Source organism: Winogradskyella psychrotolerans (genome assembly GCF_018860565.1).
Classification (GTDB): Bacteria; Bacteroidota; Bacteroidia; order Flavobacteriales; family Flavobacteriaceae; genus Winogradskyella; species Winogradskyella damuponensis.
In genome coordinates this window covers 48,147-73,359 of sequence record NZ_JAHKPS010000022.1, presented here as the reverse complement: position 1 = coordinate 73,359, position 25,213 = coordinate 48,147, and the positions used below count along the sequence as shown (strand labels likewise).

18 protein-coding genes are annotated in these 25,213 nt (G+C 33.2%); 8 read left to right on the top strand and 10 right to left on the bottom strand.

Going from position 1 to position 25,213, the window contains the following annotated elements; translation table 11 throughout:
- Nucleotides 1–128: 128 nt before the first annotated feature.
- From KO504_RS09285 to KO504_RS09270, 4 genes are read left to right on the top strand one after another with little or no spacing between them, the layout of a single operon-like run.
- On the top strand, nt 129–2,825 hold the full coding sequence (locus tag KO504_RS09285) for a zinc-dependent metalloprotease (RefSeq protein WP_215926216.1): 2,697 nt from the start codon (nt 129–131) through the stop codon (nt 2,823–2,825).
- A gap of 52 nt (nt 2,826–2,877) precedes the next feature.
- Nucleotides 2,878–3,993: an NAD(P)/FAD-dependent oxidoreductase gene (locus KO504_RS09280; RefSeq protein ID WP_215926214.1), complete on the top strand. Its 1,116-nt coding sequence runs from the start codon at nt 2,878–2,880 to the stop codon at nt 3,991–3,993.
- Between the two features lie 3 nt (nt 3,994–3,996).
- Complete coding sequence (mtgA, locus tag KO504_RS09275) at nt 3,997–4,677, top strand: monofunctional biosynthetic peptidoglycan transglycosylase (RefSeq protein WP_215926212.1); 681 nt, start codon at nt 3,997–3,999, stop codon at nt 4,675–4,677.
- Entirely contained in the window at nt 4,674–5,123 is a 450-nt protein-coding gene (locus tag KO504_RS09270) for a 3-oxoacyl-ACP synthase (RefSeq protein ID WP_215926210.1), read from the top strand. The genes mtgA and KO504_RS09270 overlap by 4 nt, the downstream gene beginning before the upstream one ends.
- Nucleotides 5,124–5,159: 36 nt before the next feature.
- Here KO504_RS09270 and KO504_RS09265 read toward each other — a convergent pair whose 3' ends face one another.
- The 9 genes from KO504_RS09265 to KO504_RS09225 all read right to left on the bottom strand — a co-directional run bounded on the left by KO504_RS09265 (nt 5,160) and on the right by KO504_RS09225 (nt 18,113).
- Nucleotides 5,160–6,074 (bottom strand): ABC transporter ATP-binding protein, encoded by a 915-nt coding sequence (locus KO504_RS09265; RefSeq protein ID WP_215926208.1) that lies wholly within the window; start codon nt 6,072–6,074, stop codon nt 5,160–5,162.
- A gap of 88 nt (nt 6,075–6,162) precedes the next feature.
- Nucleotides 6,163–8,640, bottom strand: a complete 2,478-nt coding sequence (locus KO504_RS09260) for an FG-GAP-like repeat-containing protein (protein WP_252723655.1) — start codon at nt 8,638–8,640, stop codon at nt 6,163–6,165.
- A gap of 10 nt (nt 8,641–8,650) precedes the next feature.
- On the bottom strand, nt 8,651–10,015 hold the full coding sequence (locus tag KO504_RS09255) for an SO2930 family diheme c-type cytochrome (RefSeq protein WP_215926206.1): 1,365 nt from the start codon (nt 10,013–10,015) through the stop codon (nt 8,651–8,653).
- Nucleotides 10,016–10,142: 127 nt separating this feature from the next.
- A complete protein-coding gene (locus tag KO504_RS09250) occupies nt 10,143–12,212 on the bottom strand; it encodes an HAD family hydrolase (protein WP_215926204.1) in 2,070 nt (689 codons plus the stop codon).
- 32 nt (nt 12,213–12,244) lie between these two features.
- Nucleotides 12,245–14,410, bottom strand: coding sequence for a prolyl oligopeptidase family serine peptidase (locus KO504_RS09245; protein ID WP_215926202.1), 2,166 nt, complete (start codon nt 14,408–14,410; stop codon nt 12,245–12,247).
- A 196-nt stretch (nt 14,411–14,606) separates the two neighbouring features.
- Nucleotides 14,607–15,596, bottom strand: a complete 990-nt coding sequence (locus KO504_RS09240; RefSeq protein WP_215926200.1) for an aspartate-semialdehyde dehydrogenase — start codon at nt 15,594–15,596, stop codon at nt 14,607–14,609.
- A gap of 285 nt (nt 15,597–15,881) precedes the next feature.
- Nucleotides 15,882–16,283 (bottom strand): large conductance mechanosensitive channel protein MscL, encoded by a 402-nt coding sequence (gene mscL / locus KO504_RS09235; protein WP_215926198.1) that lies wholly within the window; start codon nt 16,281–16,283, stop codon nt 15,882–15,884.
- An 80-nt stretch (nt 16,284–16,363) separates the two neighbouring features.
- Nucleotides 16,364–17,473, bottom strand: coding sequence for an alanine racemase (gene alr, locus KO504_RS09230; RefSeq protein ID WP_215926196.1), 1,110 nt, complete (start codon nt 17,471–17,473; stop codon nt 16,364–16,366).
- Entirely contained in the window at nt 17,466–18,113 is a 648-nt protein-coding gene (locus tag KO504_RS09225; protein ID WP_215926194.1) for a thymidine kinase, read from the bottom strand. Before KO504_RS09225 ends, alr begins: the two co-directional genes overlap by 8 nt.
- A gap of 92 nt (nt 18,114–18,205) precedes the next feature.
- On the opposite strand from KO504_RS09225, the gene KO504_RS09220 reads away from it, so the two are divergent.
- Nucleotides 18,206–18,958 (top strand): hypothetical protein, encoded by a 753-nt coding sequence (locus KO504_RS09220; protein ID WP_215926192.1) that lies wholly within the window; start codon nt 18,206–18,208, stop codon nt 18,956–18,958.
- Here KO504_RS09220 and KO504_RS09215 read toward each other — a convergent pair.
- Entirely contained in the window at nt 18,955–22,350 is a 3,396-nt protein-coding gene (locus KO504_RS09215) for a gliding motility-associated C-terminal domain-containing protein (RefSeq protein ID WP_215926190.1), read from the bottom strand. The two genes, KO504_RS09220 and KO504_RS09215, sit on opposite strands and share 4 nt — an antisense overlap.
- A gap of 172 nt (nt 22,351–22,522) precedes the next feature.
- Here KO504_RS09215 and rsmI point away from each other — a divergent pair, with 172 nt between their 5' ends.
- The 3 genes from rsmI to KO504_RS09200 all read left to right on the top strand — a co-directional run bounded on the left by rsmI (nt 22,523) and on the right by KO504_RS09200 (nt 25,210).
- Nucleotides 22,523–23,194, top strand: a complete 672-nt coding sequence (rsmI, locus tag KO504_RS09210; RefSeq protein WP_215926188.1) for a 16S rRNA (cytidine(1402)-2'-O)-methyltransferase — start codon at nt 22,523–22,525, stop codon at nt 23,192–23,194.
- An 81-nt stretch (nt 23,195–23,275) separates the two neighbouring features.
- A complete protein-coding gene (locus KO504_RS09205; protein ID WP_215926186.1) occupies nt 23,276–24,637 on the top strand; it encodes a dihydrolipoyl dehydrogenase family protein in 1,362 nt (453 codons plus the stop codon).
- A gap of 3 nt (nt 24,638–24,640) precedes the next feature.
- On the top strand, nt 24,641–25,210 hold the full coding sequence (locus tag KO504_RS09200) for a uracil-DNA glycosylase family protein (RefSeq protein ID WP_215926184.1): 570 nt from the start codon (nt 24,641–24,643) through the stop codon (nt 25,208–25,210).
- Nucleotides 25,211–25,213 lie beyond the last annotated feature (3 nt).

The window sequence follows — 25,213 nt, the reverse complement described above, 5'->3', positions numbered from 1 at the left end:
TAGCTTGGTTTATATATATATATGATTGTCGTTAGAATCTAAAAAAATGTAATATAGAAATAGATTATTACACTTTTTTAAAATTATAAAAAAATACCTTAACTTTAAGGATTATAAAAAAACTAACTATGAATAAGAATTACGTAATAAAAATTGCGACAATTGTAATGGCATTTATCTCATTATCTGCTACTTCACAAAATTCAGATGAATTGTGGACAAAAGTTAATGCTGTAAAGGCTAAACAAACAGAACAAATTTTAAGAAAAATAGAACTTAAAACAGAGACATTTTTTCAACTCAATATTGAAGGCTTAAAGAATGCCTTACAAAATGTTGGAACTAGAGAAAATACGGGTAACACTGTTATATCTTTTCCTAATTCAGAGGGCAAGTTAAATAGGTATAAAGTATTTGAAGCGTCGTTAATGGAACCAGAGCTTCAGGCTAAGTTTCCTAATATGAGAACATATGCTGGTCAAGGTATTGATAACCCAACAGAAATAATCAGATTTAGTATCACACCAAAAGGTTTGCACGCGATGTTTTTAGGAACATCTAATGGCACTCAATTTATAGATCCGTTTTCAGTTGAAGGTAACATCTATACCGTTTATGCTAAAAAAGATTTAGAAGCAAGAAATTTTGATTTTGAATGTGCTGTGATTGATGATTCAGAATTATTAGAAAGATCGTATGAAGATGTTGCTGCGGCAAGAGATGCAGACGACGGAAGGCTAAGAAACTATCGTCTTGCAGTAGCTTGTACGGGTGAGTATGCAGCTTTTCATGGAGGTACAAGTGCAGGTGCTTTATCGGCAATAGTTGTAACAATAAATAGGGTTAATGGTATTTATGAGAGAGATTTATCAGTGACTATGACTTTAGTTGCTGCTAATACAAATATAATTTTTACAAATGCATCCACAGATCCTTTTAATAATAACGATACAGGGGTTTTAATAAACCAAAGTCAAAGTATAATTAATGGTCTTATTGGAGCTAATAATTATGATGTAGGTCACACATTTAGTACTGGAGCTGGTGGTTTAGCTGGTTTAGGGGTAACTTGTATTAACAATCAAAAAGCAAGTGGAGTAACGGGTATTGCGCAACCAATAGGCGATTCTTACGATATAGATTATGTAGCTCATGAATTGGGTCATCAATTTGGTGCACCACACACATTTAATGGAACGGTTGGTAGTTGTTCTGGCGGAAACAGATCAGCTTCAAATGCATACGAGCCAGGAAGTGGTTCAACTATAATGGCTTATGCAGGTATTTGTGGATCAGACAATATTCAAATAGGAAGTGATGCATATTTTCATCAAAATAGTTTAAACCGTATATGGTCTCATATTACAAGCACAGGTTCTTGTCCAGTAAATAGAATTGTTACGGGGAATACAGAACCAGTAGCCGATGCCGGTGCAAATCATACCATTCCTCGTGGAACACCTTATAAATTGGATGGTAGCAATTCTACAGATATAGATGGAACAGCAACGCTAACATACACTTGGGAACAATACGATTTAGGGGCAGCGGGATTACCAACAGAAACTACAATATCTGGTCCATTAGTAAGATCTTTTGAAGGCACTTCAAGCCCTATTAGATATGTACCAAGACTTTCAGATGTAATAAACAATGGCGGTACATCAACGACATGGGAAAAATTAGCAATGGTTAACAGAAATATAAATTTCAAATTAACTGTTAGAGATAACGATGCTGTTGGCGGGCAAACAGATTCTGATCAGATGACAGCAACTGTTACTACTGCGGCCGGACCATTTATAGTAACTTCTCAAAACGTACCTGGACAAACTTGGGATGTAGGTACAACACAAACCGTTACTTGGGATGTTGCAGGAACAACTGGAAATGGAGTAAATGAAGCAAATGTTAATATATTATTGTCTACAGATGGTGAAAACTTTGATACGGTTTTAGCTTCTAATGTAGCTAACGATGGCTCACATGATATTGTAGTACCTAATGTGTCCTCTAGTACTTGTAGAATTATGGTTGAAGCAGCAAATGGTATATTTTTTAACGTCAATAGTAATAATATCCTAATTGGTGCTAGTATAGATTGTACTACTTATAGTGATGAGAATGTCAACCTTGCAATAGACGATGGTTTAGGTGGTGCAGGAACACCTTCTAATGGTGACCCATTAGTAAGAACGATTAACGTTCCGGATAATTTTACTATTGAGTCTCTTAAATTTAATGTAGATATAGAACATACTTTTGTTGGAGATTTATTAGTAAGATTAATCCATCCTAATGGAGGAACTACATTAGTTAACGTTTGGTCTGGAAACTGTGCAAGTAGTGATGATATTATTATAGAATTTGAAGATGGTGCACCTGCAATAGATTGTGATTTTACTGGAGATGGGAATACTTATAGCCCATTTGAGCCATTATCTACATTTGAAGGTTTAAGTTCTCAGGGAGATTGGACAATTCTTATAGCAGATTTCTTTTCTGGAGATACAGGGATATTAAAAAGCTGGTCATTAGAATTCTGTTCTGAATCTTTAAGTGTTAAAGACAGTGAATTAGACAACTTAAGCATATATCCAAACCCAAATAATGGCACGTTCAATATTGGTTTTAATCCAAAATCTGGAGAAGCTATTACGGTAGAAGTTTATGACATAAGAGGTAGAGCTATTTACACTAATATATATAGTAGTGTAAACAGATTTGAAGAAGTTATTCAGCTTAATAATGCAGAATCAGGTGTTTATTTATTAACTATAGCTGATGGTTCTCAAAAAGTAACTAAGAAAATTATAGTTGAATAAATATTAAATTATATTTAAAAAAGCTCCTAACTTTAGGAGCTTTTTTTATGCTATGAATCTATCCTATTGGGAAATACAAACGTGGTTATCTAACGTAGACTACACCATTATTGGAAGTGGTATTGTGGGACTAAATTGCGCATTACAATTAAAAAAGCGTTTTCCTAAGGCTAAAATTGTAATTCTTGAGAAAGGAATTTTACCTCAAGGAGCAAGTACAAAAAATGCTGGTTTTGCCTGTTTTGGAAGTCTCAGTGAGATTATTGATGACTTGAAGCAACATTCTGAAGCTGAGGTTTTAGAATTGATTAGAAAGCGAATAAATGGTCTAAAGATACTTCGTGAAATACTAGGGGATAAAACTATAAACTATCAAAATTTAGGAGGTTATGAATTGTTTTTACAGTCTGATGATACACTATACAATTCATGTTTAAATACAAAGGATAAGATTAACCAACTCTTATATCCCATATTTAACACCGGTGTATTTTCTTTTAAAACGAACAATTTTGGTTTCAAGAATATAAAATCAGACTATAGTTTTAATCCATTTGAAGGACAAATAGATACCGGTAAAATGATGGATGCCTTACTTAATAAAGTACAATCTTTAGGTGTAAAAATATTAAATAACACTGCGATTGAAGCTTTTTCGGAAGATACAAGTACCGTAAAAATCAAAACGAAGCATTTTGAATTTTCAACACAAAAGTTATTTATTGCCACTAACGGATTTGCAAAACAACTCAAGATTTCTGAAGTTAAGCCAGCCAGAGCACAAGTTTTAATTACAAAACCTATAGAGAATTTACATGTTAAAGGTACGTTTCATTTGGATGAAGGTTACTATTATTTCAGAAATATAGACCATAGAATATTATTAGGAGGTGGACGCCATCTCGATTTTAGAACTGAAGAAACTACTGCGTTTGGAGAGACACGAATCATTCAGAATAAACTAGAAGAGCTTTTAAAAACGACTATTTTACCAAACATTGCCTTTGAAATAGACCACCGATGGAGCGGAATAATGGGCGTTGGCAAACAGAAAAAAGCAATTGTAAAACAAATTTCTAACCATGTGTTTTGTGGAGTGCGTTTAGGAGGAATGGGAGTTGCTATTGGCAGTTTAGTAGGTAGAGAATTGGCAGATTTAGTAGAATAAACCATGAAGAAACTGTTTCGTTTTTTTGGTAAACTATTGTTATGGAGTATTATTTTATCCATTGGCTTAGTGGTCTTATATAAGTATATACCCATTCCGGGAACACCCTTAATGGCAATCCGTTATTTTGAAGATAATGAATCTAAAATGTGGGAACACAATTGGGTGCCAATTGAAAATATGTCAGAACACATACAATTAGCCGTAATTTGTAGTGAAGATCAGAAGTTTTTAGACCATAATGGATTTGATATTGAAGCTATTGAAAAAGCTTATGAATACAATAAAAAAGGAAAACGGATTAGAGGAGGCAGTACTATTAGTCAGCAAACAGCTAAAAATGTATTCTTATGGCTAGAGCGAAGTTGGTTACGCAAAGGGTTAGAGACCTATTTTACATTTTTAATCGAAAACATATGGAGTAAAGAGCGTATCCTAGAAGTATATTTAAACAGTATAGAAATGGGGCCAAATATTTATGGTATTGATGCTGCCGCACAACATTGGTTTAATAAAACAGCAGCTAATTTAAGTGTTTATGAAGCTGCTGCAATAGCTTCAATATTGCCTAATCCAAGAACATACCGTGCTAACCCAGCTACCAATTATATACAAAAACGAAAGCAATGGATTGTAAAGCAAATGCAATTCTATGGTGAATTTAACTTGAAGACTCAAAAATGATTATTAAAGAAACTTTATACAATCGCTGCTTAAACTTTATTGATGAACGATTAATTACCGTAAATAAAACCATTTCTGATATTCAAAATTCACTTCAATCTGAAACCAAAAGTAGTGCAGGTGATAAGCACGAAACAGGACGAGCAATGCTGCAATTAGAACGCGAAAAAGCAGGTCATCAACTAGCCGAAATTGAAAAACATAAACACATTCTTCAAAAAATTAATATCTATACTAAACACCAAAAGGTAACATTAGGTTCTGTGGTAATAACAACACAGGCTAATTATTTTATTGCGGTGAGTGCTGGTGAAATAATTGTAGATAATACGGTTTATTTTGCTATTTCTGCGTCAACTCCAATAGCACAATTATTATTGTCTAAAAGTGTTGATGATGAGATTGTTTTTAGAGGTAATGGGTTTAGAATTTTGAGTGTTTTGTAATGTGAATTCGTCTTATTTTACATCAAATCCAAGCTGTTATTTTGAAATTTCTATGTAGATGATTTTTTCTTTTTTAAGTTCAAAATTATGCTCAATAAATATAGATATAGCATTATATTTTGCTTCAATTAACCAAGAATTACCATTAAAATAGGCCATTTTTACAATTGCTTTTAATTGAGATTTTGGAACAATTTTAATTTGATTGGCGTAAACAATACCGTAGGGTTCTATCACATTAAATTCTCCAAAAAAAGATGCAATTAATGGTGATTTTGGATTCTTGTATAAATTTTGAGGAGTGTCTTTAGCAATTATTTCAGCATTATTAAGGACTATAATTTGGTCTGCAAATCCAAGCGCATCATTCCTGTCGTGAGTCGCAACAACACAAGTTATGTTCTTTACTTTTAGGTAATTAAAAACATTACGTCGTAAGCCTTGTTTTTGAAAATTATCAATATGACTAAAGGGTTCATCTAACAATAAAATTTCAGGTTCTTTTGCTAATGCTCTAGCAATGGCAACCCGTTGTTTTTGACCGCCACTTAATAGTTTTACTTTGGTTTTGGCAAAGGCTTCGAGTTCTACAACTTTTATTAATTCTTCAGTACGTTTTTGCTTTTCTTCAGGATAAAATCTAGAGAGGTATTTACTGATGTTTTCTTCAACAGTTGTAAACGGCATTAAGTCAAATTCTTGAGTTACGTATTTCATAAAATCGTAACCTATAACAAGGTTGTGCTTTGGTCCTAAGATTTCTTCATCTTTCCAGTAAATCTGACCTTGTTTTAAATCATATTCACCATAGATTAATTTTAATAGTGTACTTTTTCCAGAGCCGCTTTCTCCTATTATGGCAATGTTTTCTCCTGCTTCAACATTAAAGTCAATAGCATTTAAAACCTTAGTTTTTGTATATCCAAAAGTGACGTTTTTTACTTGAAGCATTTTACAAAGATATAGGTTTCAAAAAAGTAATTAGCATAAAAAAACCGCTTGATTTCTCAAACGGTTTTAAAATAATTATAGTCTTAAATTAGTTTTTTATAAATTTTCGTTTCATTGTTTTTCCTTCAGATTCTAATCTTAAAAAGTATATACCACTTGTTAGATTTGAAACATCTATGGTGTTTGACTTAAGTTTCATGTTAAGAACTCGTTTCCCATTAATATCAAAAACAGTTGCTATTTTGTTAATTACATCTGCAGATGTTTTAATTGTAAGCTTATTTTTAACAGGATTAGGATATATAGATACATCAAACAAAGTTTCGTCTTCAATACTTAAAGTAGAATCTTCTACTATAGTATGTGTTGTATTTATTTCTGGGTTAGCAATATAATCTACAATTCCAGACGGCCAGTAAATTGTAATGCTATTAATTGTTGTATCAGTACCAATACCAAAATGAGTATTTAACGAACTCATAAATTCAAAACCTTCGCCGCTTCTTACGTCTCTAATTTGTTTTCCTGATGGTGTTAGTATTTCCACTCTAGCACCAATACCATTAATATTGCTTTCTGTACCTACGGTATTGATTTTTATCCAATTATTAGCGTTGGCGTTATTAATGTGAATATTACCACTGCGAAAAACGTCTAAAAAACCATCATTATTTGCATCTCCTATGGCACCACTTGGTGGCATATTAGAGTCATAGTTTGTAAATGTAAAATCACCATTATTAAATAAAATATCACCATTACTTAAGATGTCTACATAGCCATCATTATCAAAATCTGCAGGTGCATTTTCTATTCCCATTTGTGCATCTAAAACTCCAGAACCCGCTGTTACATCTGTAAATGTACCATCTCCATTATTACGCATTAATTTAGAGTATCCGTTAGTAGAACTACTTGCTCCTACATAAACATCCATATCACCATCGTTATCAAAATCGGCCCAAGCAGAAGACCATGTTTGTACGTTGTCTCCTAAATTAGAAGAATTATTATGTCCAACTCCTGGGTAGTTAGTATTGTACCAACCATTACTATCTGCAACATTGGTAAAGACACCGTTTCCGTCGTTTCTCCATAGCTCATTAGTACTAATTGTTGTAGAACCACCTCTACATTTTGCAATAAATAAATCCATATCACGATCATTATCAAAATCTATCCAAACGGTTCCATAATTTCCACCTCCTGGTGTTAATCCTAGACCATTAGGTACCACTCCTGTACTTTGTCCTTGGTAGTAGTTTAAGTTTCCAGAACCATCGTTAATATAATAGACATTGGCTTGTATATCGTGACAAACAAATGCATCTAAATGACCGTCATTATTAATGTCTACAAAATTAGAACGTTGAGAGAAAATATCTTCAGGTCCCGAAATTTCGGTATATCCAGTGCCCGTTTCATTTGCTTTCATAAATGTGACTCCATTACCAGAGCCGTATAAAAGGTCATTGTAACCGTTGCGGTCAAAATCTCCAGCAGCTAAACTCCATGTTGGTAAATAGTTGGCGTTAGGTGTTGTGATATTTACAGCATTAAAACCTCCTGTGGTTAATTGGTAGTGTACATTGATGTTATTTGTGCTTACAGAAACAACATCATCTAAAAAGTCTCCGTTAAGATCAACTAAAGCAATATCATACGATCCTGTAGTATTGATTGTGTTAGCTGTGAAAGTTACAGGATAGCTAGATAAGTCAGTGCCAGTTGTAAAGCTTGTAGTTGTCCAAAGGCTATACCCTTCTGAGCCACAAATGGCTCTAACATAAATGATATAATCAGTCTCTTGTGTTAAGCCAGAGAAAGTGTAAGATACATTAGTAGTTGTTGTACCAGAAGTAGGAGGGGCGTCTGAAGCTAATTGTACAACTACTTCCCATGATGTTTCAGAATCTCCAACATTCCAATTGGCTTGAGCGCTATTAGCATTAACATTGCTCGCTGTTAAATTAAGTACACTAGGACATGCAGGAGGCTCAGAAGATATTATTGTTGGTGAATCTATACAAAATCCCCAGCCATAAGTTGTATTGTCATTATAATAAATACGGTATCTAAAGTTTTGTAATTGATTATTTGTAAAAGCAGTAATATCTAACAATTCACTTGTAAAAGTTGTACGTGGTCTATTACAAAAATTCGAACCTTGATTCGTGTTGTCTTCAATTGCATTACCCCAATTTGTCCATGTACTGTTATCTGCATCCCAATATTGTAATCTAAATTCTTCAGTACCAAAAATATTGTACACATATTGAAATGTGACTATAATTTCAGTTTCATCTGAGTTAAATGCAGAAGAAATATCAATTATTGGTGATTCAGCAGCGATATTATTATCTGATGTACCACCGGCATCGTCATCGTCAAAAGAAAATGAAGAAGAGTTCTCTGTTGGATTTTCATAAAAAAAAGCTACGTCGTAACTACCCGAAATACTCCAATTAGCGTTAGGCCAATTTGCCGATTGGTTTAATACTTGTGCTTTTGCAGTAAAACAAAACAAAGTACAAAGCAATGTGATAAGTAAAGTTTTTTTCATCATTAATTAGTTTTTAGTTGCAATCTATATTTAGGGAGTTTATCCATTCTTCGATGAGATTAACTCCTTCATTATGTCTTAAGCTTCTTCCAAGAAGTGGCATTCTTGTAGAGGGTTCTATTGAGTTTAGTCTATAGTGCAAAACAGAGTTTCTAGGATCGCCAGGCTCAACAATATGACCAAGATCTTCTCCAAGGTCTGTGTCTGGATCTACACAGACTCCAATGTTACTATAATCTTGAGTGTCATTAAATCCAAAACGCATAGGTCTATATGAGCAATGTGTTTCTTCTGAATGGCAGTGTGCACAATTAATATCTAAATAAGCTCTAACTCTTGATTCTAATGATTCAGAGTTATCACTGTAATTGGGTAAACGCGAAATTGTTTCCGGTAATGAATTGTCTAGATAACCCAAAGATACTAATTTATTGAGTTGATTTTCAGGTCCATCACTGTAATCATATTCCAAATTTAAGTTTCTTGGCTTTGGACCTATAGGTTCAGGTGTTTCTAATATTTTATGACATGTAAAGCATTTGGCTTCAGAAGGAACTCTATATTGAACGGTATTTATTTCTCCATTTTCTTGCCATTGTAAATCAACATAGCTTCCATTAAGATCAAAAATAGCTTCATTTTGTGCTTCGTTCCATACATAACTAGCAAATACCCAACCTTCGTTTTTTCTAATCATTAAGCGTGTTTCAATGAGCTGTGTTTCGTTATTTGGAAGTACATTATCATAATAGAAATTTTTAATTAAAACGGCACCAACAGGGAAATCTAAAGAAACATCATCGCTAATATATGTTGCCTTTGAATTGTTTGGCAGCCATATAAATCGCTTCTTTTTTGCATAATCTGTAAATAAAGCAGAGTTTAAATTATATGGAACAACTCCAAAGTTTGGGTTTAAATCCTTAAGGTCACCTTGAAAAAAGTTATATTCTGAAAGTGTTTGATATGGAACATTTTCTAAATCTAAAGTAATGTTTGATTCAGAGACGATGGTTATAGTTATGGTTTCTGTTTTACAATCACCCGAAACAGTGCATATCGTATATTCAAAATTATCTACACCAATTTCATTAGGATTTGCTGTGTATTTTACAATATCATCACTTGGGTTATTAGGAGTATTGTTGTCAATTATAACAGCATTTCCTTTTGTGGGATTGCTTATTGTTAGTTGGCCACTTGAGGGAATATTAGAATCATTTGAAAAAATAAAAATTTCTGCTTCCGAGTTTTGAACTATAGTTAAGGCATCTGAAGTTGTTTCTATACTTAAGGGCGTTAGATTATCATCTGTACCACATGAAAACATGATAAGAATTGAAAATAAACCGAAAAATTTAGTGTAGTTTTTTTTCATGTATTAACCCTGTATTATTAATAAGACAATCAACTTTGCTAAAACCCTACCTTTTAGATAAAAAAAACAGGATTAAATCTAATATTTATTTAGTCAAATCGTTAATAATTTAAAAAACGTTTATGACTTATTTGAAAACATTGTATTTTAAAAGAAAAAACCGATTCAATACTTTAAATCTAACGTATTTATTGAATTTAAAATACAGGTAAATAAGGTACATAGGTACAAAGAATGCGACTAACTTATTCTTTTTGTATAGCGCGGGTTTTAACTTTACTAAATACCTAAAGTACTTTTCTGGGGTCATTAAAAAGCTAATGGCATATTTTATTGGATTTTCAATTTTTGGAGCTTTATAAGTAATTCCAACTTGGTTATCTCCTACATTTTGATAAAACCCATGACTTAAAGTGTCTAAAAACTTTAATTTTTTTGTGTTTTGAAACAAACCAACTTTAAGGGCCATTTTAGACATTGAGTTTTGCATATTTTCTTCAGAGTAACATAACGTGTCTAAGCGTTCTAAAAGTTTTTTATGCAAACCAAACATTTCTTCTTGGTGTGCTTTTATATGGTTATCATACAACCATTTTTCTTCGGGTTTATGGTATTCTAAGGTATAGTCTTTTGCATCTAAACTATAACCCAAGGCGCTTCCATGGTCTGCAGCAGAAAATTGCTCATAGAGTTGCATATTTGCCATTATAATGCTGTCATTATAATCTGTATATGGTAATAATGAAAAATTAAGCCCGTAACGCTGTGTTTTTGGTTGAATATCATAGATTTCGCCTAGTCCAAGATAAAAACCTGTAACAGGAATTTTATAATCAAAAAACTTGTAAATAGCCTCTTGCATTGTACCTCCCCAACCAATATCTACAAGGGCAATACCATTGGCTTCTATATCAGAATTAAAAGAGTTTATATAAGTTTTAAATGCCTCGTGATTTGCACGTCTATGCATATCATAATACGTTTTAAACGTAGTGTTCTCTTTTAATTTTTGAAAATTAGAAGATGTAAAAAAGCCTTCAATAGTCGTTTTACTTTCTATGTTTAGTTCAGATACGATTTGAGTTTTTAAATCATCAGGGCAGTTAACAGCTGTTAAAAAATCAGCAACAGAAAGATTGCTGTATTTTTTTCTTAGATAACCAAATTCTTCAGATTCTAGATCCTTTAATGCAATTTGAAGTGATGCTTGTCGAGATATTTTTAAATAATGCGTATTAATTTTTTTGCTCTTATCGATAAGGGCAAATTCTTGATAAGAATCAAATAGTTTTTTTAAATATTGGCCTTCTCGTGACAAAAAGAATAAATCTTTAAGACCTTTTCTTTTTGCAGTTTCATACATGCGCTCAATAAACGTATGATAAAATACAATATACTCTGTGTAAGGGATTGCAGACGCTTTTTTACAGGTTTTGTACACATCATTAATGATGCTGTTTAAGCGCTTTTTATCGTTTCCAAAATTATTGCGTTTATTTTGCTTTAAGTATTTTTTATGTGGTAGTTGGAAGGCATTAAGTCCCTGTTTTATGGCATTGGTATAATCGCTTCTTAAATTATCTCCAATCATCATTACATGCTTTGCTTCAATAGCTAAGTCTGAAAGAATAGGGCCGTAAATTGTACCTTTATGTTTACTTTTTTCTAATTCGGCAGAACTATAAATACCATCAAAGATATCTATGATGTCATGATGCGTTAATAATTTTTCGAAAAGCGTTTTTGAACCGTAAAAATCTGAAACTAAATATACTTTTCCTCCATTAGCTTTAAAGTTTTTTAGCGTATCTAATACGTCTTGATTTAAATACTGAACACTTGCTTCTGCTCTTGCATCAGCAGCTTCAAAAAGAGACAGAAAATCGTCTTTTGTATCTATTGAGACGATATCTGCATTTATAAGGCGTTTACAAATTTCTTCTTTTAACGCTTCGTAAGGAATTTCAACATCTTCTTTGTTTAAGGTTTCAATAAGATAGTTAACAGATGCTTGTCTTGTAAAATAAAGCTCGTCAATAGAAGTGGATAAGCCCAATTCTCTAATCATAAGTTTTGCCCAAATACGTTGTGTATAATTGGGGTGCACTTTTCTGTGAACAATAGTATCGTAATAGTCAGTAAAAAGAAATTTTATATGTTTTTCTTTAAGTTGACTTTGAAGTTGGTTAAGTGACAAATGATTTAATTTGGTTAATATCTAAAAACGTGTTACCCTTTTATTTTTTCTTCAATTTTGGTTGGTAAGACTTCAAATCCCATATTATAAAGTGTAAAACCAAAAATATCGGCATATTGTTCAATGGTTTTGCTTACAGGTGTACCAGCTCCGTGTCCAGCATCTGTTTCTATTCTTATAAGTGTTGGATTGTTACCTGTTTGTTTGCTTTGTAATTCGGCTGCAAATTTAAAACTGTGTGCAGGTACCACACGATCATCATGATCTCCAGTAGTTACCATTGTTGCGGGATATTCTACACCTTCTTTTACATTGTGAACAGGCGAATACCCTTTAAGATAGTTAAACATTTCTTTACTGTCTTCTGCGGTTCCGTAATCGTAAGCCCAACCAGCACCAGCAGTAAATGTATGGTAACGTAACATGTCTAAAACACCAACAGCAGGTAGTGCTACTTTCATTAATTTTGGGCGTTGTGTCATAGTTGCTCCAACTAATAAACCTCCGTTAGAGCCACCTCTTATGGCTAAGTAGTCTGAAGAGGTGTATTTTTCTGAAATTAAATATTCTGCCGCAGCAATAAAATCATCAAACACATTTTGTTTTTGAAGTTTAGTACCTGCATCGTGCCATGCTTTTCCGTATTCGCCACCACCTCTTAAGTTTGGCACAGCATAAATTCCGCCTTGCTCCATCCATACGGCGTTTGCAATACTAAAACTAGGAGTTAAGCTGATATTAAATCCGCCATAACCATAAAGAATTGTTGGGTTTTTACCATTGAGATTTATTCCTTTTTTGTGCGTAATAATCATTGGTATTTTAGTGCCATCTTTAGATGTGTAAAATACTTGTTTGCTTTGGTAGTCTTCTGGGTTAAAATCGATACTTGGTTTTTTGTACAATTCTGAAGTACCATTTTCTATATCATACTTATAGATGCTTCCTGGCGTTACATAATTAGTAAATGAATAGTATAATTCTTTGTCTTCTTTCTTAGCGCTAAAGCCACTAACAGTTCCTACACCAGGTAATTCAATCTCTCTAATTAGTTTGCCATCATAATCGTACTGAAATACTTTAGATACCGCATCTACCATATAATTAGCGAAAAAGTAACCGCCTCCTGTTGATGGACTAAGTACATTATCAGTTTCAGGAATAAAATCTACCCAATTTTCAGGACTTGGATTTGAAGCATCAACAGTTACTATTTTTTGATTTGGTGCATCCAAGTTTGTCATAATATATAATTTAGAACCTACATTTTCTATAATGTTAGAATCTGAATTTGTATGACCTAATATTTCAACTAATGGTGCATTTGGAATCGATAGGTTTTTAATATAAAGTTTGTTTCCTGACGTTGAAACTCTAGGAGTAATCACTAAATATTGATTGTCTTCAGTAACATTGGCATATATATAACGGTGTTTTTGTTCTGAAGTTCCTCCATAAATAAGTTGATCTTCAGATTGCTTTGTGCCCAATTTGTGATAATAAACTTTATGTTGATCTGTTTTTGCAGACAACTCACTACCTTTTGGTTTGTCGTAGCTAGAGTAGTAGAAGCCTTCGTTTTTGTACCAAGACATCCCACTAAATTTTATATCTACTAAGGTGTCTTCTACAATTTCCTTAGTTTCTGTATTCATTACTAAAATCTTTCTCCAATCACTTCCTCCTTCAGAAATAGCATAAGCTAGTGTCTTGCCATCTTTTGAAAAACTAGTACCTCCTAAAGAAATAGTACCATCTTCTTTAAATGTGTTGGGATCTAAGAATACTTCAGCAGTACTTGGGTCTGCATCCGTTTTATATCTATAAATGACATATTGGTTTTGTAAACCGTCATTTTTATAAAAATAGGTATAATCACCTTCTTTAAATGGAGATCCAATTTTTTCGTAATTCCAAAGTTTAGTGAGGCGTTCTTTTAATTCTTCCCTGTAGGGAATGTTGTCTAAATACCCAAACGTAGTTTCATTTTGAGATTTTACCCAAGCTTCAGTTTCTTTGCTTCTGTCATCTTCTAGCCAACGATAAGGGTCTGATACAGTTTCGCCAAAAATAGTGTCTGTAACGACAATTTTATTAGTTTTAGGATAATCTACAGTAATTGTTTTCAAAGCTTCGGTTTCGTTTTTACATGAAACAAAAATACTCAGTACTAAAGCAACGAGAAGTAATTTTTTCATAATTAGTTTTTTTTGAAATAAACAGCATTTACTTCAAATATAAGACTTTCGTTATTTGACTGATGTCAAAAAACTAAAAACTTAAGGATGAAACGGAGGGCAATATAGAGACTATAACAACTAACTAAATAATTAATTAGTTGAAATACACAAATTAATCGCCATTTTGAAAAATCTACAACTGTGCTAAGTCGCTTTATACTAAAGCATTATCGATAAGGAATTCTGCTATTTGTACAGTATTGGTGGCCGCACCTTTTCTAAGGTTGTCACTTACAACCCACATATTTAAAGTATTAGGTTGTGACCCGTCTCTTCTTAAACGACCAACAAAAACATCATCTTTACCGTTAGCATACATTGGCATAGGGTATGAATTAGTTTCTAAATTATCTTGAATTGTAATGCCATCTGTAGCATTGAGAAGTTGTCTTACTTCTGCAATATCAAAATCATTTTGAAACTCTACATTTATAGATTCACTATGTCCTCCTGCAGTTGGGATTCTTACAGCAGTTGCAGTTACGGCAATTGTACGATCATTTAATATTTTTTGAGTCTCATTAACCAGCTTCATTTCTTCTTTAGTGTAGCCGTTATCTTCAAAAACATCGCAATGTGGAATGGCGTTTTTATGAATTGGGTAAGGATAAGCCATGTCTCCTTTTTTACCTGAGATTTCATTTTCCATCTGTTCTACGGCTTTAACGCCTGTACCAGAAACGGATTGATACGTAGAAACAACAATACGCTTAATTTTATAGTTTTTATGAAGTGGAGCTAATGCCATAACCATTTGTATGGTAGAACAATTAGGGTTGGCAATAATCTTATCTGTTTTAGTTAGCTCTTTAGCATTTATTTCAGGAACAACTAATTTCTTTGTATCATCCATTCTCCAAGCTGAAGAATTATCGATAACTGTTGTTCCAACTTCTGCAAATTTTGGTGCCCATTCTAAAGACGTAGAACCTCCTGCAGAAAAAAGCGCAATATCTGGTTTTGCTTCAATAGCTGTTGGAATACTGATCACAGAGATATCTTTTCCTTTGAATGTAATTTTTTTGCCAACAGAACGTTCCGATGCTACTAATAATAATTCATCTAAAGGAAAATTACGCTCTTCTAATACTTTGAGCATTACATTACCTACCAAACCTGTTGCACCTACAATTGCTACTTTCATGTGTCTGAATTTATTGTTTTTCAAAGGTCACACGTTACTCGCTACATATTATTCCCTTAGGTAATAGCGTTTTAACATGCTCATTTCGTGAGTTTAAATTTATAATATCAAAATTATAGCTTTTGTTTAATTAAATCAGTCAATTTAGTCTTAAATATGTGATAAAAATTGCGCTTATATTTTATTGATTTTGCAATAACTAAGGTTTATATAAAAAGAAAAACCCAGGCTTTTTAGCCTGGGTTTAGTTAAAAATAATAGTGTAGCGATGACGCTATACGTGTTTTATTTTTTTAATGAATCTCTGATTTCTATTAATAAATCAACTTCAGATGGTCCTGCAGGTGCCTCTGGTGCAGGTTCTTCTTTCTTCTTCATTTTATTTACTCCTTTTACTACAAGGAACATTACAAATGCGACAATGATAAAGTCAATAACATTAGTTAAAAATGTACCGTATTCTAAGAAAACGTCTCCAACTATTTCACCAGCATCATTTAATGTGCCTTCTTTTAACTGGTATCTTAATGCTTTAAAGTCTGAGTCGAAAATCATACCAATTAATGGAGATACGATACCTCCTGTAAATGCAGTTACTACTTCTTTAAAAGCAGCACCCATTACAAAACCGACAGCAATGTCTACAAGGTTACCCTTCATTGCAAATTCTTTAAATTCTTTTAACATAATTCGTGTTTTAATAGTTAGTTAATATGTTGATAAGACCCTAAGTTAGTTAAAAAAGTCACATTATGTTAAAAAAAAAGTTATTCAGGCAGAAAAACCCGTTTTACACGTTGTGATATGGCAGTTAGAATTTCATAAGAAATTGTATGTGCTGATTCTGCTAAGTTACTTGCAGTATAGGTAGCATCAAAAATAATAACTTCATCTCCTTCTTTACAATTAATGTCTGTAATGTTTACCATAATCATATCCATACAAACATTACCAATTATTGGTGCTTTTTTACCATTTATAAAAACATAACCATTTCCATTTCCATAAATACGGCTTATACCATCTGCATGACCAATGGGTATGGTTGCTGTTTTTTCATGTCCTTTAGAGGTGTATGCTCTATTATAACCTACGGTTTCTCCTTTTTCAATCTCATGAATTTGAGAAATTACTGATTTTAAACTCGCAATGGGTTTAAGGTTTTTGTCTTCTTCAGCAGAATTTCCAAAACCATAGAGTCCAATGCCGGAACGTACCATGTTAAAATGAGCTTCAGGGTAATTGATAACACCAGAAGTATTACAAAGATGTAGCCAAGGTTTAATACCTAATTTTTCTTCAAATATTTTAGCAATAGTTTTAAATCTTTCGATTTGTAGCTTAGAAAAATCTAATTCATTAGCGTCTTCACTCGCTACTAAATGAGAGAATATAGATTTTACTTTTACAACTGAGGTCTTTTGAAGTGTTGAAACAATAGTTTCAATATCATTTTCTTTAAAGCCAAGTCGATTTAAACCTGTATTAAATTTTATATGAACAGGATAGTTGTTTTGAGATAGTGCTTCGGCAGTTTTTATAAATTCATTTAAAACATGAGGACTATAAATACTTGGTTCTAAACAGCGCTCTATAAGTGTTTTGAAATTTATAGATTGTGGATGAAGGACTAAAATGGGTGTTGTTATTCCTGCATCTCTTAAGGCAATACCTTCATTTATATAAGCGACAGCAAAATAATCTATGTTTAATTTTTGAAGATGCTTTGCAATTTCTACAGAATCACTTCCATAAGCAAAGGCTTTAACCACGGCTAAAAATTTAGTTTGTGGTTGTAATTTTGATTTTAAGTAGTTGAAATTATGAGTAAGTGCACTTAAATCAATTTCAAGAACGGTTTCTAGAGCTTTAGGCATTCCGATTTTGGTCTTTAGAGTCTATTTCTTCAGCATCGTTTACCTTTAATAATCTTACTTTATCGCGTTGCATACTCTTATAATAGGCCGCTCTGCTTAAAGGTTCATATTCATCAACCTCACCAAGTAAAACGAGATCGTCACTTAGAGCTTTTCTGTAGCTGTATTGTGCTAAATTTCCTGTTTTTGTACAAACGGCATGTACTTTAGTAACGTACTCTGCCGTTGCCATTAAGTTTGGCATTGGTCCAAACGGATTACCTTTAAAATCCATATCTAAACCAGCCACAATAACACGAATACCTTTGTTGGCTAAATCGTTACAAATTCTTACAATTTCGTCATCAAAGAATTGTGCTTCGTCAATACCAACCACATCGCAGCCATCTGCTAAAATTGGAATATTAGCAGCAGCAGGTACAGGAGTAGAGCGGATTTCATTAGCATCGTGAGAAACTACCATTTCTTCATCGTAACGTACATCTACAGCAGGCTTAAAAATTTCTACTTTTTGTTTTGCAAATTGCGCACGTTTTAAGCGTCGGATTAATTCTTCGGTCTTACCTGAGAACATGGATCCGCAGATGACTTCAATCCACCCAAATTGTTCTTTCTGATTTACTGTATTTTCGAGAAACATTTTGTAATTTTAGCACTAAATGAAGTCGGACTTCGTTTTTTTATAAAGGTCTCGCAAATTTATTAAAAATCAAAAGTAAAACTCAGGAAAAGATGAAAAAGAAATTAGAATCAGAATTAGTTAGTATTGCACATAGGATTCTGAAACTGACAGGTAGAGAAGATATAGATCAGTTACACAAGGAAGTCGCTGTACTTTACGAAAAATTGACTGTTTTAAAATTTGCTCAAGAAAATTTTGAGGATAAAATGCCAACTATTGGTCACGATTCTTCATTCTTTGATATGTTGGATACAGCTTTTAATAATAAGGTGAGTGACAATGTTGAAGTTGAAGATAGAACTTACATTAATTTAGATGAGGTTGAAGATGATGGTATTATGGAACCTGTGATGACAAAAATAAAGGATATGTTTGAACATATGCCTAAAGAAACTGAGCCGGTAGATACCTTATTAAAGAATGCTTTACCAGAAGATATAGAAACTTCATCGTCAACAGAATTTGAATCTATTACATCTGGTTTTGAAGATATTCCAGAATTTGAACCTATTGAAGAGGCTCAAAAACGTGAAGCCGAATCAGAAAAAAAATCCCTTAATGATAAACTTAAAGGAAAGCGTTTAAATATAGGTCTCAATGATAAATTAGCCTTTATTAAACATTTATTTGAGGGTAGAAACGAAGATTACGATCGTGTAATTTCTCAAATAAATACAACAAATTCTTTGAGTGAAGCACGAACGCTAATTTTAGAAATGGTAAAGCCAGATTATAACAATTGGGATGGTAAAGAAGAATACGAAGAGCGTTTTATAGAGCTTGTAGAAGGCCGTTTTAATTAATAATTTAAATAAACATAGCCCACAAAAGCATCATCAAAACCATTAATTTCTAAAATATAGAAATACGTACCAACGGGTAGTAATTTTGAACTTTGTAAGAGTCCCATATTAGCTTTACCACTCCAAGTATTCAAATAGTTTTTGGCTTCGTAAATTTGCGTGCCGTAACGGTTGAATACTTTAAGTGTGTTTTCAGGATAATCTTCTATGCAAGGAATAAAAAACACATCATTCTTTCCATCGTTATTAGGGGAAATACCTTCAGAAATTGATAAACAATTAGAAATTTCTACAGTAGCATTATCTTCATTATTTGTAAGATCTCTATCGGGTTCATTAACGCTATTTAATCTTGCAACATTAGTTAAATTTTCTGAAGAGACCACTTTAGCCGTTAAGGTTAACGTTTCAAAATTATTGGCATCAAGGTTGGGGATATTCCATATAAAAGTTGTGTCATCAAAAACACCAGAACTAGTGGTTGCAGAAACAAATTCATAACCTTGCGGTAAGGTATCAATGACTTCAATTAAAGTGGCGGTTGTAGTTCCTAAGTTTGTCGCTGTAATGGAGAAATCAACATGTTGCCCCAAAACAGCTTCGGTAGGTAACGCGGTTTTAATGATTTCAATATCAATATCAGAGGTGTCAATAATAACATTGAGTGTCGCATTGGTTTGAGATGTGTCTATGTTATTGTTGTTTGTGAAATTCAGAAAATTATTAAGATAAGTACCTGCAATTTCAGAAGTCACTAAAACTGAGAATGTGCAACTCACAACGCCTTCTGGAAAGACCAAATTTTCTATACCAACAAATGTATCATTAGTCGTTCCTATAAATGTTGCAGTACAACCGTTAGCTTGAATCCAATTAGGAGCACTTAAAAGTGTTACTCCATTTGGTAAATTATCAGTAAATGAAATATGACTTTGTGTAGGGGTATTCGCTACATTAAAAACAGTAAATGTTAATTCGCTTTCACCTCCCTCGATAATAACCTCTGGCGTAAATGATTTTTGTAAAACAGGCGCAATGACTAGAACGCTATTAATGGAAATATTAGATTCTGGTGTTAATTCTTGGTTGTTTGTAGGGTCAGGAATGGCTTCTGCAATATTATTAAAAGCGCCACCAACACTAGGTGCAGTGACAGGAATACTAACTCTAACGGTAGAGCCCGCTTCCATTGTAGGAATGGTTCCTGATATAAAATTACCAACAGTATTAAAGTTAGTAATGCAAGTTGCATTTCCAGAGGTAACTGTACAGGTTGGGTTACCGACAATAGTAAAAATAGGATTAACAGTGTTTTCGAAAATAACATCTATAGCATCAGCACTAGTAGTACTATTACTAATATCTACAATCCAATTAAAGGTTTGATTGACGTCGACTTGAGTAAACTCAGGATAGGTTTGCACTATTAAATCTAAACATTTTGCAAAATATGTATTTACAGAATCTGAATTATTCTCTGGGCTAGTGTCCTCTAAATCATTTGCAAAATTTACGCTGACCATATTGGTTCCTATCATTGGGGCTGGCGAACATTCTAACATCCAATCTATGGTTACATTAAAGCTTACAGAGCTATTTGGAGGTAATGCCCAATTCTCTTCTGGCGTAATTTCCCAAAAAATATTAAGTTCTCCATTTTCAGAGCTACCATCTAAAGAAATTCCGATATTAGCATTTTCAATGTTAAAACAAGAAGCTGTTCCTGTTGTAGCAACGCATTCTACATTTGTTAATATTGCAGATATTTCAGGATCGTCATCACCTATTGTAGGCATATAATCTTGTAATTCAATAATTGCATCTTCTTCACTGGCATTTGTAACTGTAATTTCATAGGTTACCAAACCCCAAGCAGCTGTGTTTTGAGGAGAACTTCCTATAGGTAATTCTGGACTTATTTGTGTTTTAGTAACATGTAAATCTATTGAATCTTCACTATCACATGGTTCTACAGAAGGCAAAAGTAGTTGGTTAGAGAAAAAATTATTATTAGGATTAGAGTCTACCAATTGATTATCTAAAATATTAGTTGCGCTTCGTATTACGGCTACAATTCCGGTGGTGCTATCGTTACATTCGGGTTCTAAATAGCTCAAAACTGTTTCAATAGTTATCGTCGTATTGGGTTGCAAAACAAAATCATTACTCACCCATATTTGATTACCTATATTTAATGAGAAGTCATTGCAGATAACAGGTCCGGTTGTCCCTAAGCAAGTAAGCGAACTTATACTCCAATCTAAAGGAGATAAGTTTTGAAAAAAGAAACGCATAGGTGTAGCTGCAGGGCCGTTATTGCAGACCGTTGTTATAAAAGTAATGTCTTGACCATAATCTAAACTTTCAGAAATATCTGGATTTGTTTGTGTCGTTTCAATACAAAGATCTGTTTCTGGGCAAAGTTCTGCCAAAAGGAGTTCTGTGGTTACGTCGTTTGAGTTAACAACAGCAGTATTAGCCGAATTTAATAGAATCGTAATATTGCTGTCAACAGTAATAGGCATTGGATTTGGAGAACAAGATAGATTTGTATATTTGTAAATCATTTCAAAGGTTATACTACCTCCTGATGTGATATTAATTGCATTATTAAAAGTAAATAATGAGTTAGCAGATTGAATAACACTTGAACTTCCTGAAACATCAGTTAAATCTGGACATAACGTTCCGTTTGTAGAGTTAATACAAGCTAGCGAGATAAACTCTGCAAAAGGCTGTCCATTAATAGAAGGAGAACTTAGGTTTAAGTTGCCAATAATAGTAGAAACAGGAAAGTCAATATCACTATTGTTAGTAATGGTAAATTGATAGGTTACTGAATCTCCCCAAGCATTAATTGCTGTACCTTCTAAAGGATTGATTTGCGTGTGTGTTATCGAAAAATCAATTATAACATCTAATACATCAATAGATATTATGGCTTGATTATTACTTGTGTTAATGTCTTGAGTATTTGTGGGCGGGCTCACAGTACCATTTGCTGTAATACCACCTAAATTAGTTGGTGCCGTTACCAAAACAAGTAATTCTACACTGGCGTTATTGGGTATTGTCGCAATGGAGGCTGTTAAAACATTATCTGTAACATCAATGTTAGAAAAATCCGAAGCCCCAGCATTATTGTTCTGAGAATTATAGGAAATGATTGAAAGATCAGTATCAAAATTTATAGAAATACTTGCATTATCAACAGTGTTTCCTGAGTTTAAAACGGTTACTACATACTGAAAGTCTTCATAAATATCCACTTGAGATATCGCAGTACCACTTAAGTTTTGTGCTTCAATAGCAATAGACAAATCTGTAGTTTGGCTATATGCTTGTATACAGAATAGAAATAAAAACAATAAGCGGAATTGTTTTCCAACCATAAAATAGTAGTTTTGATTAATGCAGTGAGAAAATAAATAATCTCAACAATATAACAAGCATAGGAGGAATTTCCCTACCAAACCCTTAATTTATAAGAAAGATGCCAAATATCATAAAGGCTTGTGTTGATATCATTAAAAACAGTGTAAATTTGAAAAGAAACCGCCTACAATGAGTAAACTTTATCTCGTACCAACGCCTATAGGAAACCTAAAAGATATCACATTTAGAGCAATAGATGTTTTAAAAGAAGTAGATTTAATCTTGGCTGAAGACACCAGAACTTCAGGAAAACTGTTAAAGCATTTTGAAATTACCACGCAAATGCAAAGTCACCACATGCATAACGAGCATAAAACGGTGAATCATTTAATCGAAAAATTAAAAGCAGGAATGACTATCGCTGTCATTAGTGATGCAGGAACTCCCGCAATTTCAGACCCTGGGTTTCTATTGGTAAGAGCCTGTGTAGAAAATAATATTGAAGTGGATTGTTTACCAGGTGCAACAGCATTTGTACCAGCATTAGTCAATAGTGGTTTGCCAAATGATAAATTTGTGTTTGAAGGTTTTTTGCCTGTAAAAAAGGGCAGACAAACACGATTATTACTCTTAGCTGAAGAAACTAGAACCATCATTTTTTATGAAAGTCCACATAAGCTTATAAAAACGCTTGGGCATTTTTGCGAATACTTTGGAGAAGATCGTTTGGTCTCTGTATCAAGAGAAATAACAAAATTGTACGAAGAAACTATTAGAGGAACAGCAAAAGAAGTTTTAGAATACTACACAAATAAGCCTCCTAAAGGGGAAATTGTGATTGTTGTTGATGGTAAAAAATAATTGTAAACGAGTTAAGTTTTAAACCTACCGCATCAGTCTTTGCCAGTTAGATTTCATAATTTCAACTTTCAATCTAAAATTATGAAGACTAAACATTATAATGTATTTGTCATTGGTAGTGGTATTGCAGGTCAAACAGCAGCAAAAGCTTGTATAGCCTCAGGATTATCAGTGGCTATTTCAGATAAACGCGAATTTGGAGGCACTTGTGCAATACGAGGTTGTGATCCTAAAAAAATACTAATGCAATTTGCAGATTTAGTACAACACTCCAACCAACTCAAAGGTTTCGGAATTAAAAAGTTACCTAAAATTAATTGGAAAGCTGTTCAGAAATTTAAAACGTCTTTTACTAAACCTGTGCCATCTTCAACCGAAAATAACTTAACGGATTTAGGCATTGATTTATATCATCAATCCCCAAAATTCATTAGTAAGAATGAAGTTTTAGTTGAAGGTAAAACCATTTCTGCAGATAAATTTGTAATCGCTACAGGTTACGTTCCAAGAACTTTAAAACTTGAAGGTTCGGACTTATTAAAAACTAGTGATGACATTCTCAATTTGAAAAAAATTCCGAAATCCGCCATATTTATTGGTTCGGGTTATGTTGGAATGGAATTTTGCTATATGCTTTCAACGTTGGGATGTGACGTTACTATGATTGAAGTTGGAGATAGTCCGTTAACACAGTTTGATTCGTTTTTGGTTGAAAAATTAACCAAGGTTTTAGAAAAGAATGGAGTAAAATTTATGTTTAATACAACACCGATCTCCATAGAAAAATTGAAGAAAAACTTAAAACTGACGTATGAAAAAGGCGGTAAAACAAAAACAATAAAAGCCAGAAAGATATTTAATACAGCAGGTCGTGTGCCAGCAGTAGAAAAATTAGATTTAGAAAATGCTGGTATAAAAGCTGATGAATCTGGGGTTTTGGTTAATGATTTTATGCAAAGTATAAGCAACGAAAATGTGTATGCTTGTGGAGATGTATCTAGTAAATCTTTACCATTAACACCCTTATCGGGATTACAAGGTTATATTGCAGGCCATAACATTATAAATGGTAATGCTAAGGAGTTTGAAAACCCATTAGTACCTTCTATTGTTTTTACCAAACCGCAATTGGCGAGTGTAGGTTATTCTGAAGAAGAAGCTAAAAGCAGGTATAAAAATGTGATCGTTTATAAAGGAGATGCTTCTGATTGGTACAGTTCTAAAAAAGAAAATGCCGATGCTTACGCTTATAAAGTTATTGTTAATGAGCGTACTCAAAAAATTGTGGGTGCTAATTTATTAAGTTCTCAAGCGAATGAAACAATTAATATCTTGACTCTAGCCATGAATGAAGGTTTAACAATTCGTGATTTTAAAAAGCAGATATTTACATATCCATCTTATACGAATGATCTAAAGAGTATGTTGAAGGATGAAGATTAAAAAATGAAAGAATTACTCCATAATATCAGTCAATGCAACATTTGTAAAGCACATTTACCATTAGGGCCGAGACCTGTAGCAACTGCAAACATAAAATCTAAAATTGTAATTATCGGTCAGGCTCCAGGAACAAAAGTGCATCAATCTGGAATTCCGTGGGACGACCAAAGCGGAAAGAAACTAAGGCAGTGGCTTAATGTTACAGAAGAACAATTTTATAACACTGAGAATTTTGCCATTATACCAATGGGATTTTGCTATCCTGGAAAAGCAAAAACAGGCGATTTACCACCAAGACCAGAATGTGCACCACAATGGCATCAGCAATTATTAGACAAAATGCCTAATGTAGAATTGATTATTTTAATTGGAGCTTATGCACAGCAATATTATTTAAAAGAAAGCGCCAAACGAACCTTGACAGAAACTGTTGGTGAATACAAGTCTTATTTACCAACCTATTTTCCAATTCCACATCCATCACCAACCAATCGGTTTTGGAGAAGTAAGAATCCTTGGTTTGAGGAATTGGTTGTGCCTGAGCTAGAGAAGAAGGTAAAGGAAATTTTATAAGAA